This is a genomic window from Azotobacter chroococcum (assembly GCF_002220155.1).
GTDB classification, from domain to species: domain Bacteria; phylum Pseudomonadota; class Gammaproteobacteria; order Pseudomonadales; family Pseudomonadaceae; genus Azotobacter; species Azotobacter chroococcum.
Genome location: NZ_CP011835.1, coordinates 3651167 through 3665412, shown reverse-complemented (window position 1 = coordinate 3665412; position 14246 = coordinate 3651167). Strand labels below are relative to the sequence as shown.

Here is a 14246-nt window from a genome sequence, read left to right as displayed (position 1 = left end):
TTTACGCGGCAACGCGGCTCACGCCAAAACGTCAACAGACCCTAACACCATTCCCCCACACGAGGTTGTTCATCATGCGCAAGATCGTTCTGCTGGGCCTTGCCCTGGCCAGTCCGCTGGCTCTCGCCGGCCCCCAGTGCACCGAGGCCGACAAGTCCCAGTGGCAGGACCAGGCCAAGTTCCAGGAGCAGCTCAAGGCCCAGGGCTACGAGATCAAGAAGTTCAAGGTCACCAGTGGCAACTGCTACGAGATCTATGGCCACGACAAGGACCAGCGCAAGGTCGAGATCTACTTCGACCCGGTGAGCGGCAAGCCGGTCAAGGAAGAGATCGAGGACTGATCCATGAGCAATGAAGCCCTGCGCCTCTGGGACCCGCTGGTGCGCCTGTTCCACTGGTCGCTGGCCGGCGTGTTCGTCGCCAACTACTTCTTCACCGAGGAGGGCGAGTTCTGGCACGTCTGGCTGGGCTACTACGCACTGGCCTGGCTGCCCGTCCGGGTGCTGTGGGGTTTCATCGGCTCGCCGGCGGCGCGCTGGGCGGATTTCTGGCCGACCCGCGCGCGCCTGGCCGAGCACCTGCAGGCGCTGAGAGGCGGGCGCTCCTATCACCGGCTCGGCCATTCGCCGCTGGGCGCGCTGGTGATGATCCTGATGATGGCCTGCATCTTCGGCCTCGGCGTGAGCGGCTTCCTGATGCAGGAGGTCGACTACTTCTGGGGATCGGATGCGCTCGAGGAGCTGCACGAGCTTCTGGCCAACGGCCTGCTCGGGCTGGTCCTCCTGCATCTGGCGGCGGCGCTGCTGGAAAGCGTCCGCCTGCGCGAGAACCTGCCGCTGTCGATGATCACCGGGCGGCGGCGCAAGCTGTAGCGAGGCGCTCCAGGGCCGGGCTGGCGATTATTTGTGCAGCGCACCGCAGCCCGCACGGGCTCGGCGTCCGGCCCGCTCATCCCGGCCTTATCCACAGCCTTTTCCCCGCTTTTTGTTGAGAAACACGGCTTCGTCCTCCGAAACGATGTCCTGCGGCCAGCCCTCTGGGGACGGGCGCAGAGGGCGGGTCGCGGCGCCACGGCTGGACAAAAACTGTACGGATTGACCGCGGGCCAGGCTCCATGCGGCCTGCAGCCCGGAATACCAATGTTATCCACCGTTGCACCCACAATCTTTGTGAGTAAAGGTCGGCTGCTGGTGCCCCCTCAGTCGTATTCCGCCGGCGCATGCTCGCCCAGCAGGCGCCGCTGGCGTGCGCTGCAGGCGGCCAGCACTGCCGGGTCGAAGCGCCAGTACAGATAGGGCGAGAACTTCTGCGCCACCATCCGCCTCCCGTAGTGCACCTGCAGCAGGTAGCGCGTGCGGTCCGCCGTGCGGTTGCGGCTGCCGGCATGCCACAGTTCGCTGCGAAAGAACAGCACGTCGCCGGCCCGGCACAGCACTGGCTCGGGCGCGCGGTCCTGCCACTGGTTCTCGTCCGGGCGGGGCGGGCGGCCGGCGCGGTGACTGCCGGGGATCACTAGGGTCGGGCAGAGGTCCGCGTCGATCGCATCGAGATAGAGATGCGCCGTGCCGATCTGCATGGGCAGCCGGAAGGCCGGGTCGGCGAGCAGGGCCGGCGGCAGTTCCATGACCAGGTAGTCCAGGTGCAGGTCGGCGCCGATGAAGCCCGGATGGCTGCGCCAGGCGGTCTGGCCGATCACGTGGCAGTCGGCGCCGAGCGCGGCCTCGGCCAGTTCGATCACTCCCGGCAGGTCGAGGTAGGGCAGCCACAATGGCGAGCGGTTGAAGACACACTTGTAGTGGTCGACCAGCCCGGTGTAGTCCCAGTGCTCGGGCTCCAGGCGGTCGATGGCGCCGCGCAGCTCGGCGATCTGCCCGGCATCCAGCACGCCGGGCAGCAGCACGAAGCCCTCCTCGTGCAGCGCCTGCAGGCGCCGGGCGGTCAGTTCCGGGGAAATGGCGTCGTGGGACATGGCCTCTTCACCTTGGCGTTGTCGCTCCAGTCTAGCGCGGGGCCGGCATCCGCTATGCTGCGGCTCCCGCACCCTGGCGCCAAGGACTCTCCATGACCCTGCATTTCGAAGAGGTTCGCCTCAATCTGCCCCATATCGAACTGGCCGCCCACCTCTACGGACCGGAGGACGGCCAGCCGGTGCTGGCCCTGCACGGCTGGCTGGACAACGCCATGAGCTTCGCCCGCCTGGCGCCGCGCCTGCCGGGGCTGCGCATCGTCGCCCTGGACTTCGCCGGCCATGGCCATTCCGCCCACCGGCCGGCCGGTCTGGGCTACAGCCACTGGGAGCATGCCTTCGACGTGCTGCAGGTCGCCGAGCAGTTCGGCTGGCAGCGCTTCTCCCTGCTCGGCCACTCGATGGGTGGCATCGTCGCCGTGCTGCTGGCCGGCGCGCTGCCGGAGCGGATCGAGCGGCTGGCGCTGATCGACGGCGGCATGCCGATCACCCGCGAGGCCGCCGAGGCCCCGCTGCAGCTTGGCGATGCCCTGCGCGGGCATCTGGCGCTGGCCGGCAAGCGCAAGCCGGTCTACGAGAGCATCGAGCGGGCGGTGCAGGCGCGCATGCACGGGGTGGCTGCGCTGAGCCGCGAGGCCGCCGAACGGCTCGCCGAGCGCGGCCTGATGCCGGTGCCCGGCGGCTACACCTGGCGGGCCGACAGCCGCCTGCGGCTGCCCTATGCGCTGCGCCTGGACCCGGCCCAGGCCGAGGCCTTCGTCCGCGCCGTACGCTGCCCGGTCAGCCTGGTGCTGGCCCGCCAGGGACTGCTGGCCGGGCGGCCGCCGGTGGCGGCGCTGCTGAAGGAGCTATCCTTCGAGGTGCACGAGCTGCCCGGCGGGCATCATCTGCACCTGGACGACGAGGCCGGTGCCCAGGCTGTAGCAGACTGTTTCAAAGCCTTCTTTCCCGTGCCTTGACTTGCCGGAGGCTGGCCGGGAGAGTGGCCGCAACCCGGGAAGCCGTGGCGGAAGGCCTTGCCAGTCCGGCCCCGCGGCCCCGTTCGAGTCGAGCTTTCGAGGAGCCGGATGCGCCTGACCACCTTCTGCTGCCTGGCACTGGCCGGCAGTTCCCTGCTTGCCGCCGACCTGCCGGGCAGCCACGACCTCGAGGTGCTGCCGCGCTTTCCCCACGCCGAGATCGTCGATTTTCGCCAGGTCGAGGCGGAGCGGACCTATCCCCAGGGGAACGTCCGGCGGATCAGCGGCCAGCTGCGCTACGAGCGCGAGGTGTCGGCCGAGGGGGCGCTGACCGCGGCGACCTACCGGCTGCCCGCCGGGCATGTCGCCACGGAGGCCTTCGCCCAGGCCCGCACGGCGCTGCTCGGGCAGGGTTCCGAGCTGCTCTACTGGTGCGAGGGACGCGAATGCGGCTCCAGCAGCCTGTGGGCCAATGCGGTGTTCGGCAACGCCCGCCTGTACGGCCCGGACGAGCGCCAGGCCTATGCGCTGCTGCGCCTGGCCGCGCCGCGCCGCGACAGCCTGCTGGCGCTGTACGCGATCACCCGCGGCAACCGCCGGGACTACCTGCACGTCGAGCAGCTCGACGCCGCCGGCGAACTGGGCGAGCTGCTGCCGACCCCGGCCACCCTGCTGCGCCAGCTGCGCGCCGACGGCCAGCTGCTGCTGCCCGGCCTGAGCGGCGAGCCCGGCGCGGCCTGGGCCGAGCTGCTGGCCCGCAGCCTGATGCTCGACAGCACCCTGCGGGTCGCCCTGGCCGGTGCGCAGGCGCCGGCCTGGCGCGCTGCGCTGGTCGAGCGGGGCGTGCGCGCCGCGCGCCTGGAGCTGGACGAGGCGGCCGTCGCCGGGCTGCGCCTGAACCGGCTGCCGTGAGCCCGGGCTGTCGCCCGGCGCCTTTCCTGCCATTCGCCTTCCGCAGAATGTCTCTATAGTCGAGCCTTCCGCCGCCTTTCCGATGGAGTCGCGAACCCGAATGTCCAACAACGATCGTTTGCTGGTGCTGTTCCTGCTGGTGGCATTGCTGGGCGCCTGCCTGTGGCTGCTGCTGCCGTTCGCCTCGGCGCTGTTCTGGGCCGCCGTGCTGGCCTTCGCCAGCTGGCCGCTGATGCGCCTGCTGACGGGGTGGCTGAACGGGCGCGAGTCGGTGGCGGCCGGCCTGCTGACCGCCGGCTGGGTGGTTCTGGTGGCGGTGCCGCTGCTGATGTTCGGCTTCAACCTGGTGGACTACATCCGCGAGCTCACCGGGCTGATCAACACCCTGCGCCTCGAAGGCCTGCCGCCGCCGCCGGAGTGGCTGGCCGGGCTGCCGATGATCGGCGACGAGCTGGTCGAACTCTGGCGCGCCGTCGACCAGCAGGGCCTGGCGCTGTTCGCCACCCTCAAGCCGTACCTCGGCCAGGTCGGCAACTGGCTGCTGGCGCGCAGCGCCAAGCTCGCCGGCGGCATGCTGGAGCTGGTGCTGAGCCTGGTGCTGGTGTTCTTCTTCTACCGCGACGGGCCGCGCCTGGAGCGCTTCGTGCAGAGCCTGCTGGAACGGCTGATCGGCGAGCGCGCCGAGCACTACCTGGAGCTGGTCGCCGCCACCGTGCAGCGGGTGGTCAACGGGGTGATCGGCACCGCCGCGGCCCAGGGGCTGCTGGCGCTGATCGGCTTCTGGATCGCCGGGGTGCCGGGGGCGATGCTGCTCGGCCTGCTCACCTTCGCGCTCAGCCTGATTCCCATGGGACCGCCGCTGGCCTGGATGCCGGCCACCGCCTGGCTGGCCTGGCAGGGCGACTACGGCTACGCGATCTTCCTCGGCATCTGGGGCATGTTCGTGATCAGCGGCGTGGACAACGTGCTCAAGCCCTACCTGATCAGCCGCGGTGGCAACCTGCCGCTGGTGGTGGTGCTGCTCGGGGTGTTCGGCGGCATCTACGCCTTCGGCTTCATGGGCCTGTTCCTAGGCCCGACCCTGCTGGCGGTGGCCTACAGCCTGCTCTGCGACTGGGTGAGCGAGCCCGGGCCGCAGGGCGAGGTGCCGGCGAACCATGGGCAGCAGGAGCAGGGCAGGGAGGTGCGGGCAGCGAAATTGACCGAGCGGACCGACCAGAGCGGCCGCTAGCCTTCGTGGTCGCGCTCGTAGAGATCCAGGCTGTCGCGGGCGATCTGCCGGCCGAGCTGGATCATCTCCGGGGCCCGGTGGAACTCGAAGAAGCGGCAGGCCTGCTTGGGCACGTTGATCAGGATGTCCGGCGGATAGCCGGCGATCTTGTACTGGGTCAGCGCGTTCTGCATGACCTCGAAGCTCTGGTTGACCAGGTCGAGCAGGGTCGCCGGGCCGAGGGAGTCGACCACCTTGGCGCCGCTGGCCGACTTCGGCGGGCTTTCCGTCTCCAGGTCGGCCGGCTCGCCCAGCGCGTCGTGCAGCATGGGCACCGGCAGCGGCGCGCTGTCCTCCTCGCGCCGGCGGAACGACAGGCGCGAGCCGAGCGAGTCGAGCACGGCATCGACCCGTCCCTTGCGCAGCATCGGGCGGTCGCTCGCCGGCAGGCGGTACTGCTTGTGGTTGGGCGCACCGAGGTTGACCGCGACGATCAGGTCGCAGTGGCTGGACACCACCGGGACGATCGGCAGCGGGTTGAGCAGGCCGCCGTCGACTAGCATGTGATGGCCCTTGGTCACCGGGGTGAACAGGCTGGGAATCGCCGCCGAGGCGCGCATCGCCTGGTGCAGGCAGCCTTCCTGGAACCAGATCTCCTGGTGGGTGGTGAGGTCGGTGGCCACCGCGGTGAAGGGGATCGGCAGGTCCTCGATGTTCACCTCGCCGACGATCTCGCGGATGTGCGCGAACACCTTGTCGCCGCGGATCACCCCCATGCTGAAGCTGACGTCGAGCAGGCGCAGCAGGCCCAGGTAGCTCAGGCTCTCGATCCACTCGCGGTACTCGGGCAGCTTGCCGGCGGCATGGATGCCGCCGATCACCGCACCCATGGAGCAGCCGGCCAGGCAGCCGATCCGGTAGCCGCGCGCCTCCAGCTCCTCGATCACCCCGATGTGGGCATAGCCTCGCGCGCCGCCCGCCCCCAGCACCAATGCCACCCGCTTGCCCATGGAATCCCCCGTACCGCTTGTTCCTGAACCATACGCCGGGCACGGCGCGGCGCCAAGGTGCGCTTTTGATACAATTCGCCGCCTGTTCCGTTCCCCTTCGAGGACGCCCCGTGAGCGAGCCCATTCGTCTGACCCAGTACAGCCACGGCGCCGGCTGTGGCTGCAAGATTTCCCCCAAGGTGCTGGAAGTGATCCTCGCCGGCAGCGGCGCGCAGAACCTCGACCCCAGACTCTGGGTCGGCAACGCCTCGCGCGACGACGCCGCCGTGTACGGCATCGACGAGGAGCGCGGGGTGGTGTCCACCACCGACTTCTTCATGCCGATCGTCGATGACCCCTTCGACTTCGGCCGCATCGCCGCGACCAACGCGATCAGCGACATCTACGCCATGGGCGGCGACCCGCTGCTGGCCATCGCCATCCTCGGCTGGCCGATCAACCTGCTGCCGCCGGAGGTGGCCCGCGAGGTGATCGCCGGCGGCCGGGCAGTCTGCGACGACGCGGGCATCCCGCTGGCCGGCGGGCATTCCATCGACACCCCGGAGCCGATCTTCGGCCTGGCGGTGACCGGCATGGTGGAAAAGCGCTTCCTCAAGCGCAACGACACCGCCACCGCCGGCTGCCGCCTGTACCTGACCAAGCCGCTGGGCATCGGCATCCTCACCACCGCCGAGAAGCGCTCCCGGCTGCGCCTCCAGGACGTGGGCCTGGCGCGCGACTGGATGTGCACCCTGAACAAGCCCGGCAGTCGCTTCGGTCGCCTGGACGGGGTCAAGGCGATGACCGACGTCACCGGCTTCGGCCTGCTCGGCCACCTGGTCGAGATGGCCGACGGCAGCGGGCTGTCGGCGCGCGTCGAGTTCGCCGCGGTGCCGCGCTTCACCGATCTGGAGTACTACCTGGAGCAGAACTGCGTGCCCGGCGGCACCCTGCGCAACTTCGACAGCTTCGGCGAGCGCATCGCGCCGCTGCCGGAGCTGTGCAAGCTGATCCTCTGCGACCCGCAGACCAGCGGCGGCCTGCTGGTCGCGGTGAGTCCCGAGGGCGAGGCGGAGTTCCTCGCCACGGCCGCCGGGCTGGGCCTCACGCTGGCGCCGATCGGCGAGCTGGTCGAGCGACAGAGCCTGGCGGTCGAGGTGCTCTTCTGATGCGCGCCGATACCGCCGACTACCGCCAGCTTTTCCTGAATGCAGTCCCCATGATGGACACCCGCGCCCCGGTGGAATTCGCCTGCGGCGCCTTTCCCAACGTGCTCAACCTGCCGCTGATGACCGACAGCGAGCGGCAGAAGGTCGGCACCTGCTACAAGCAGCACGGCCAGCAGGCGGCCATCGAGCTCGGCCACCGGCTGGTGTCCGGCAAGACCAAGGAGCAGCGCATCCAGGCCTGGGCGGACTTCGCCCGCGCCCATCCCGAGGGCTACCTGTACTGCTTCCGCGGCGGCCTGCGCTCGCAGATCGTCCAGCAGTGGCTGAAGACCGAAGCCGGCATCGACTACCCGCGGGTGATCGGCGGCTACAAGGCGATGCGCAACTTCCTCCTCGACACCACCCGCCAGGCCACCGAGCAGTGCGGGTTCCTGCTGGTCGGCGGCCTCACCGGCACCGGCAAGACCGAGGTGATCGCCGCGCTGGGCAACAGCCTGGACCTGGAGGGCCACGCCAATCACCGCGGCTCCAGCTTCGGCAAGCGCGCGACGCCGCAGCCGGCGCAGATCGATTTCGAGAACCGCCTGGCCGTCGACATCCTGAGAAAGCGCGCGGCCGGCATCGGCCAGTTCGTGCTGGAGGACGAGAGCCGCCTGGTCGGCAGCTGCTCGCTGCCGCTGGAACTGCACCAGGGCATGCAGCAGTACCCGCTGGTCTGGCTGGAGGACAGCTTCGAGGGGCGCGTCGAGCGCATCCTGCGCGACTACGTGATCAACCTGTGCGCCGAGTTCGTCGCCGTCGAAGGCCCGGAAGCCGGCTTCGCCGCCTTCGCCGCGCGTCTCACCCAGAGCCTGGCGAACATCGTCAAAAGGCTCGGCGGCGAGCGTTACCAGCGGCTGGCGGCAATCATGGCCCAGGCGCTCGCCGAGCAGGGCGAAGGGCGTGGCGTCGAACTGCACCGTGAGTGGATCGTCGGCCTGCTGCGCGAATACTACGACCCGATGTACGCCTACCAGCGCGAGAGCAAGGCCGGGCGCATCGTCTTCGCCGGCGACCAGGCGGCGGTGCTCGCCTATCTGCGCGAGCGCGCAGCCGCGGCCGCCGGCGGCTGACGCCTTCTCAGCCGACGCTGGGGCGGCCGGCGGCGAGTTCGGCGGGGGTGTGCAGGGCGCTGCGCAGGTAATCCTCGAACTGCTCGATGATGGCCTCCCAGCCCTGGTGGCTGGCGTGCTGGCGGGCGTTGAGGCGCACCCGGCGCAGGTTCTCCTCGTCTTCCAGCAGCCAGCTCGCCGCCTCATTGAAGCCCTGCTCGTCGCCCGGTTCGGCCAGTGCGCCGTTGTGGCCGTGGCGGATGTGCTGGGCGGCGGCGGCCTGGTCGTAGGCGACCACGCCGAGCCCGGAGGCCAGCGCCTCCAGCACCACGTTGCCGAAGGTTTCCGACAGGCTGGGAAACAGGAACAGGTCGCCCGAGGCGTAGTGGGTGGCCAGCGCCTCGCCCAGCTGCATGCCGCAGAAGTGGGCTTCCGGCCACTGCTGCTCAAGGCTGGCGCGCAGCGGACCGTCGCCGACCACCACCAGCTTCAGCCGGCGCTGCGGATGGGCCGCCTGCAGGTTGCGGAAGCTGCTGCCGAGCAGGCCGAGGTTCTTTTCCGGCGCCAGCCGCCCGACGTGCAGCACGACCAGGTCGTCGTCGCCCGCGCCCCAGGCGGCGCGCAGGCTGGCGGAACGCCGGGCGGGCTGGAACAGCCGGCTGTCGACGCCGCGCGAGAGCAGCTCCAGCCGCTCGAAACCGCGCCGGGTCAGCTCCATGCGCTGGCTGGCGCTGGGCACCAGGGTCAGCTGCGAGTGATTGTGGAACCAGCGCAGGTAGCGGGTCAGCAGGCGGGCCAGCAGGCCGAAGCCGTAATGGCCGCTGTACTGCTGGAAGTTGGTATGGAAGCCGCTGACCACCGGAATGCCCAGGCGGCGCGCGCAGCGCAGGGCGGACAGGCCCAGCGGGCCTTCGGTGGCGATGTAGATCACGTCGGGGCGCTCGCGTTTCCAGCGGTGCAGCAGCTTGCCGGTGGCCGACTGGCCCCATTGCAGTCCCGGGTAGCCGGGCAGCGGCCAGCCGCGGGTCAGCAGCAGCTGCTCGTCGCTGCGCCGGCCCCGGTCGGCGTTCTGCCGGGGACGCACCACTTGCACGCGATGGCCGCGGGCGCGCAGCCCGGCGCACAGCCGGCCCAGGGTGTTGGCGACGCCATTGACCTCGGGGGGGAAGGTTTCGCTGATCAGGGCGATGTGCAGGGCGGTAGTCATGGCATCAGTCTCGGACGATGATGTGTCAGACCGATGACGAGCGCTTGACGTTCCGGTGACGGGCAGAGCGGCTCCGTGCCGCTCGTCCGTCAGTCCGGCTGCAGAGAAGGACGGGCCGACGGCCAATGACGCTTCGTCCGGGGTTACACTAGAGAGCCGACTTCACTGGGGGCTGTTGACGTTCCGAAGTAGGCCGCGACGGGCGCCTTCTGGCGCAGAGCAGGGAGCGAGGAGAGAAGCCTGTCATCCGTGACGAACAAGAGGGGCAGCGTCCCTTCGGGGGGCGCGACAACGCGGCGCACGCCAGAACGTCGACAGATCCCTGAAACTCCTGAGTTTCCGATCCTGCAAAGGCACGCGCCATCCATGTCCATTTCCGTTTCTCCGCTTCGCCGTCCCTCCGCCATCCGAACCGCCACGCCGGTTGGCCATCCCACCAGCAATCGCTCCCGCATGAATGTCCTCGAGATCATTCGATGGGCCAGGGACGAAGGCATCGCCCTGAGAGTGAGCGGCGACCGTCTGGAGGCAGACGATATCGCGCCTCCCGATCTGCTGGCCGCGCTGCGGGCCCAGCAGGCCCTGATCGTCGAATTCCTGAACGCTGCCGGGGAGCATCCCCGGCGCAAGGTCTGGCCCGTTGCGGTGTCCGGTTACCGGTTTTTCCTGATCGGTCCCTGGATGAGTCGCACCCAGGCCCTGGCGCTGCTCCGCTGGCGCTGGAGCGATGCCGAACTCCTCGATTGAGCTCGGAGAGGCGCCCGCGGCTCCCCGCTTCAGCGCCGGACCCGGGCGCCGTCAGCGCGGCGAATGGACCGGCAGGCCGCCCTCGCGCACCCAGAACAGCGTGGCGCCGGCCACCGCGGCGGGCATGATCAGCAGGTTCAGCCCCGGCACCAGCAGCGCGGCGTAGGTGATGCCGCCGAAGCTCAGGCTTTGCCAGCGGCGCGCGCGCAGCCAGGCGAGCATGTCGTCCCAGGACAGCTTGTTGTTGTCGGCCGGGTAGTCGATGTACTGCACGGCCATCATCCACACGCCGAACAGCAGCCAGAGCGGCGGGGCGAGCAGGTTGAGCACCGGGATGAAGGAGAGCACCAGCAGAAACAGCGCGCGCGGCAGCAGATAGGTCAGCTTGCGCCACTCGCGGCTGAAGGTGCGCGGCGCCATGTCGAGCAGCTCGCGCCAGTGGAAGGGCGGGAAGTGGTCCTCGCCGCGCACCACCACCTCCACCTTTTCCGCCAGGAAGCCGTTGAAGGGCGCGGCGATGACGTTGGCCAGCAGGGTGAAGGTGAAGAACACCATCAGTACCACCAGGCCGACGAACAGCGGCCACAGCAGGTAGTCGAGGAAGGCCAGCCACTGCGGCAGGCTGGGCATGAGGGCGTCGACCCAGAGCTCGAACTGGCGTACCGCCAGGCCGACCAGGGCGGCGAAGAGCAGCAGGTTGACAGTCAGCGGCAGCAGGACGAACAGACGCAGTCCGGGGCTCAGGACCAGTTTCAGGCCTTTGCCCAGATAGTGCGGGCCAGACAGGACGGACGGGGGCATGGGGGTCTCCGGAGGCAAATTCGCGCCGACCTTACCGGCTTTGCCGGGACAGGAAAAGCGCTGCCGGGGGCTGATAGAGCTGGCCTATGGCCCAGATTGATTTTGAAAATTTCCGTGAGCCGGATTCCACAGGTAACTTTCAAGCATCGAATTTGAGAACGACTCGACGGTTGCAGGGGCCGCCGCTCTCCTTGAAGTCTTCCCCTTGACTGGGTGGCCCCCTTTTCTTCTCCCTTTCAGGCCTGGCGGCGGGTTGTTGCAGCGAACACCGCCCGGGCCGTTTTATTCCCCCCGCCCCGACACGCCGGCAGCGCCGTGCGCCGGGGCGGCGGCGTCGCGCTGTTTCCCCTCGCCGGGTTCCGGCTGAATGGCTGGTGCCCCCTGGCCGTCTGCTTCGATAGTGCATAAAGCACTTATCCGTACAGAAAAATAGCTTCTGTCTATGAATAGTATTGGCTTTAGGCATTTCCTTTGCCAGGGGCAGGAGCGTTAAGGTTTCGTTCATCTGTTTTGTGCTTCAGTCGACGGTCGAAGCCTTGGGCTTCCCGCCGGCTCGCCGTCGGCTTTGCCCCGATTACCAACCCTTGGATAAGGATGACCCGTGAAAAAGCTACCCCTTGTCGTCGGTGCCTGCGTCGCCGGCTACCTGGCCACCGTCTTCATCGTCGATCGCTTCGACGACCGCATCAGCCGCCAGCACCTGGCCAGCGCCGAGCTGAAAGGCCAGGACAACCTGACGACCCAGGCCTTCGAGGTGCTGAACGGCAACGGCTGCCAGTACTGCCACACCAGCAGCAGCGAACTGCCGTTCTACGCCAGCCTGCCGGTCGCCAGGCAGCTGATGGAAAAGGACATCGAAATGGCCCAGCGCCAGTTCAACATCGAGTCGCTGCTGGCCAACGTGCAGCAGGGCAGGCCGGTGTCGGAAGTGGACCTGGCCAAGATCGAGTCGGTGATGGAGGACGGAGCCATGCCGCCGAACCTCTACCTGAGCATGCACTGGCGCTCCCGGCTGTCCGACGCGGAGAAGGGCGTGCTGCTCGACTGGGTGAAGGCCGAGCGCCTGAAGCGGCAGCCGGCCGGCGTGGTCGCCGACGCCTTCAGGCATGAGGCGGTGCAGCCGATCACCACTACCTTCCCGGTGAACCCGGCCAAGGTCGCGCTGGGCGACAAGCTCTACCACGACACCCGGCTGTCCGGCGACGATACCGTCTCCTGCGCCAGCTGCCACGCCCTGGACAAGGGCGGGGTCGATCGTCTGGACGTATCCGTCGGGGTGGGCGGCTCGAAGGGCCCGATCAACGCGCCGACGGTGTTCAACTCCGCCTTCAACGTGCATCAGTTCTGGGACGGCCGCGCCGCCGATCTGCAGGAGCAGGCCGGCGGCCCGCCGATGAACCCGCTGGAGATGGCCTCGACCTCCTGGCAGCAGATCGTCGGCAAGCTGGCCCAGGACGCGCCGCTGAGCGCCGCGTTCGCCGCCCTCTACCCGGACGGCATCACCGCGAAGAACATCACCGACGCCATCGCCGAGTTCGAGAAGACCCTGGTCACGCCGGACAGCCGCTTCGACCTGTTCCTCAAGGGCCAGAGCGACGCGCTGAGCCGCGTGGAGCAGGAAGGCTACGCGCTGTTCAAGGAAGCCAAGTGCGCGACCTGCCATGTGGGCGAGGCGATGGGCGGCCAGTCCTTCGAGCTGATGGGGGTGAAGAAGGATTATTTCGCCGACCGCGGCAACGTCAGCGAGGTGGACCACGGGCGCTACAACGTGACCAAGGACCCGAAGGACATGCACCGCTTCAAGGTGCCGACCCTGCGCAACGTCGCGCTGACCGCACCCTATTTCCACGACGCCAGCGCCAGGACCCTGGAAGAGGCGGTCGACAAGATGGCGGAGTACCAGGTCGGCGTGAAGCTGTCGAAGGACGAGGTCGGCAAGATCGTCGCCTTCCTCAACACCCTCAACGGCCAGTATCAGGGCAAGACCCTGCAGTAACCCGGCGGTTTCCGGGGGCGTTCGCCCCCGGTTCCCGTCCGGTCCGGCTCAGCCCCGGCGGCCGAGCGGCTGGCTTGCGAAGCGCACGCCGGCCAGGCCGCTTTTCATGAGCGCGCGGATGTTGCCGTGGTCGCTGCCGGCGGGATCGGCCAGCACGGCGCGGTAGTGCTCGCCGAAGGCCAGCAGGGCCTCCTCGTCGCTCAGGCCCTCGAGCAGCGCCAGGCCCAGGGTCTTGCAGGAGCCCTCGTTCTGCCCGGCGGCGTTCTCCACCGAACCGTTGGCGAAGGCGCTCGGCCGGTAGTCGTAGTGTGCGGCGATGAAGGCCAAGGTGTCGGCGAAAGCGTGCTCCCCGCTGCGCAGGCGGGCACGGAAGTCGTTCAGGTCGATCATTTCTTGCTGCTCTTCTCGAAGGCCGCCACCTGCTCGGGGCTGGCCTCTTTCTGGTATTTGCCTTTCCACTCGTCGTACGGCATGCCGTAGATCTCCTCGCGCGCCTGTTCGACGCTGAGTTCGATGGACAGGTCGTCGGCGGCGGCCTTCAGCCATTTCCACATGCAGTTGCGACAGAATCCGGCGAGGTTCATCAGGTCGATGTTCTGCACGTCCGGCCGGCTGCGCAGGTGCTGGACCAGGCGGCGGAAGGCGGCGGCTTCGAGTTCGATGCGTTGTTCTTCGGTCATCGTGGTTCCCCGGCTGACAGTCGTCGGTAGAGTAGACGGCCGGCGAGGCGGCCGCCGGGCGCGATCATAGCGCGCTGCCGGCGGCCGTCACCAGCGCGCCCGGGCGACCGGGATCAGCCTTCGCGGCGGGCGGCGAGGGTGATCGACACCGACTCGGCGAAGCGCAGGGCGTGGGGCTTGTCCACCTCCACTTCGGCATAGCGCACGCTCGGGTAGCCCATCACCAGGTCGAGGATCTCCTGGGTCAGGCGCTCGAGCAGGGCGAAGCGGTTCTCCTCGACGTGGCGGATGATCGCCTTGGTCAGGGTGCGGTAGTTCAGCGCCTGGTCGATGACGTTGTCGCGCACCGCGCCCACGGCGGGGTAGAGCACGGTGAGGTTGATCAGCACGTCCTGCTTGTTGAGGATTTCCTCCTCCTTGATGCCGATGTAGGTGCGCAGACGCAGGTCCTTGACCCGGATCCGCGCCATGCCTGGCTCCAGTCGCGGCATAGCCTTGCTCCATCCTGTCGGTTGCGGA

The 14246-nt window shown here is 68.7% G+C and carries 16 protein-coding genes; 9 read left to right on the top strand and 7 right to left on the bottom strand.

Annotated elements, in window-relative coordinates:
* The first annotated feature begins 74 nt into the window (after positions 1-74).
* Positions 75-341, top strand: a complete 267-nt coding sequence (locus ACG10_RS17060) for a PepSY domain-containing protein (protein ID WP_039805821.1) — start codon at positions 75-77, stop codon at positions 339-341.
* A gap of 3 nt (positions 342-344) precedes the next feature.
* Positions 345-872 carry a cytochrome b/b6 domain-containing protein gene (locus tag ACG10_RS17055; protein ID WP_089169129.1) on the top strand — a complete coding sequence of 176 codons (528 nt, stop codon included), beginning with the start codon at positions 345-347 and terminating at the stop codon, positions 870-872.
* 326 nt (positions 873-1198) lie between these two features.
* Here ACG10_RS17055 and ACG10_RS17050 read toward each other — a convergent pair whose 3' ends face one another.
* Positions 1199-1969, bottom strand: coding sequence for a phytanoyl-CoA dioxygenase family protein (locus ACG10_RS17050; RefSeq protein ID WP_089169128.1), 771 nt, complete (start codon positions 1967-1969; stop codon positions 1199-1201).
* Positions 1970-2061: 92 nt separating this feature from the next.
* On the opposite strand from ACG10_RS17050, the gene ACG10_RS17045 reads away from it, so the two are divergent.
* The 3 genes from ACG10_RS17045 (at position 2062) to ACG10_RS17035 (ending at position 5068) form a co-directional block, all read left to right on the top strand.
* Positions 2062-2925 (top strand): alpha/beta fold hydrolase, encoded by an 864-nt coding sequence (locus tag ACG10_RS17045; RefSeq protein WP_039805813.1) that lies wholly within the window; start codon positions 2062-2064, stop codon positions 2923-2925.
* A 108-nt stretch (positions 2926-3033) separates the two neighbouring features.
* A complete protein-coding gene (locus ACG10_RS17040; protein WP_089169127.1) occupies positions 3034-3837 on the top strand; it encodes a DUF4892 domain-containing protein in 804 nt (267 codons plus the stop codon).
* A 100-nt stretch (positions 3838-3937) separates the two neighbouring features.
* Entirely contained in the window at positions 3938-5068 is a 1131-nt protein-coding gene (locus tag ACG10_RS17035) for an AI-2E family transporter (protein WP_232487133.1), read from the top strand.
* On the opposite strand, the gene ACG10_RS17030 is transcribed toward ACG10_RS17035, so the two are convergent.
* Positions 5065-6057: a patatin-like phospholipase family protein gene (locus ACG10_RS17030; protein ID WP_089169126.1), complete on the bottom strand. Its 993-nt coding sequence runs from the start codon at positions 6055-6057 to the stop codon at positions 5065-5067. The two genes, ACG10_RS17035 and ACG10_RS17030, sit on opposite strands and share 4 nt — an antisense overlap.
* 110 nt (positions 6058-6167) lie before the next feature.
* Between ACG10_RS17030 and selD the strand changes: the two genes are divergently transcribed.
* The gene (gene selD / locus ACG10_RS17025) at positions 6168-7205 is read left to right on the top strand and encodes a selenide, water dikinase SelD (protein WP_089169125.1); all 1038 of its coding nucleotides are present in this window, start codon (positions 6168-6170) and stop codon (positions 7203-7205) included.
* Positions 7205-8317 carry a tRNA 2-selenouridine(34) synthase MnmH gene (gene mnmH / locus ACG10_RS17020; RefSeq protein ID WP_089169124.1) on the top strand — a complete coding sequence of 371 codons (1113 nt, stop codon included), beginning with the start codon at positions 7205-7207 and terminating at the stop codon, positions 8315-8317. Before selD ends, mnmH begins: the two co-directional genes overlap by 1 nt.
* A gap of 7 nt (positions 8318-8324) precedes the next feature.
* Here mnmH and ACG10_RS17015 read toward each other — a convergent pair whose 3' ends face one another.
* Positions 8325-9503 (bottom strand): glycosyltransferase family 4 protein, encoded by a 1179-nt coding sequence (locus tag ACG10_RS17015; RefSeq protein WP_089169123.1) that lies wholly within the window; start codon positions 9501-9503, stop codon positions 8325-8327.
* 366 nt (positions 9504-9869) lie between these two features.
* Between ACG10_RS17015 and ACG10_RS17010 the strand changes: the two genes are divergently transcribed.
* The gene (locus tag ACG10_RS17010; protein WP_232487132.1) at positions 9870-10250 is read left to right on the top strand and encodes a hypothetical protein; all 381 of its coding nucleotides are present in this window, start codon (positions 9870-9872) and stop codon (positions 10248-10250) included.
* Between the two features lie 51 nt (positions 10251-10301).
* Here the strand turns inward: ACG10_RS17010 and cysZ are convergent, their stop codons facing one another.
* The gene (cysZ, locus tag ACG10_RS17005) at positions 10302-11051 is read right to left on the bottom strand and encodes a sulfate transporter CysZ (RefSeq protein ID WP_089169121.1); all 750 of its coding nucleotides are present in this window, start codon (positions 11049-11051) and stop codon (positions 10302-10304) included.
* Between the two features lie 601 nt (positions 11052-11652).
* On the opposite strand from cysZ, the gene ACG10_RS17000 reads away from it, so the two are divergent.
* Entirely contained in the window at positions 11653-13047 is a 1395-nt protein-coding gene (locus ACG10_RS17000; RefSeq protein WP_089169120.1) for a cytochrome c peroxidase, read from the top strand.
* Between the two features lie 48 nt (positions 13048-13095).
* On the opposite strand, the gene ACG10_RS16995 is transcribed toward ACG10_RS17000, so the two are convergent.
* From ACG10_RS16995 to folX, 3 genes are all read right to left on the bottom strand, one after another.
* The gene (locus ACG10_RS16995) at positions 13096-13437 is read right to left on the bottom strand and encodes a HopJ type III effector protein (protein WP_089169119.1); all 342 of its coding nucleotides are present in this window, start codon (positions 13435-13437) and stop codon (positions 13096-13098) included.
* Entirely contained in the window at positions 13434-13727 is a 294-nt protein-coding gene (locus tag ACG10_RS16990; RefSeq protein ID WP_089169118.1) for a DUF1244 domain-containing protein, read from the bottom strand. Before ACG10_RS16990 ends, ACG10_RS16995 begins: the two co-directional genes overlap by 4 nt.
* Positions 13728-13840: 113 nt before the next feature.
* The gene (folX, locus tag ACG10_RS16985) at positions 13841-14218 is read right to left on the bottom strand and encodes a dihydroneopterin triphosphate 2'-epimerase (protein WP_039805803.1); all 378 of its coding nucleotides are present in this window, start codon (positions 14216-14218) and stop codon (positions 13841-13843) included.
* Positions 14219-14246 lie beyond the last annotated feature (28 nt).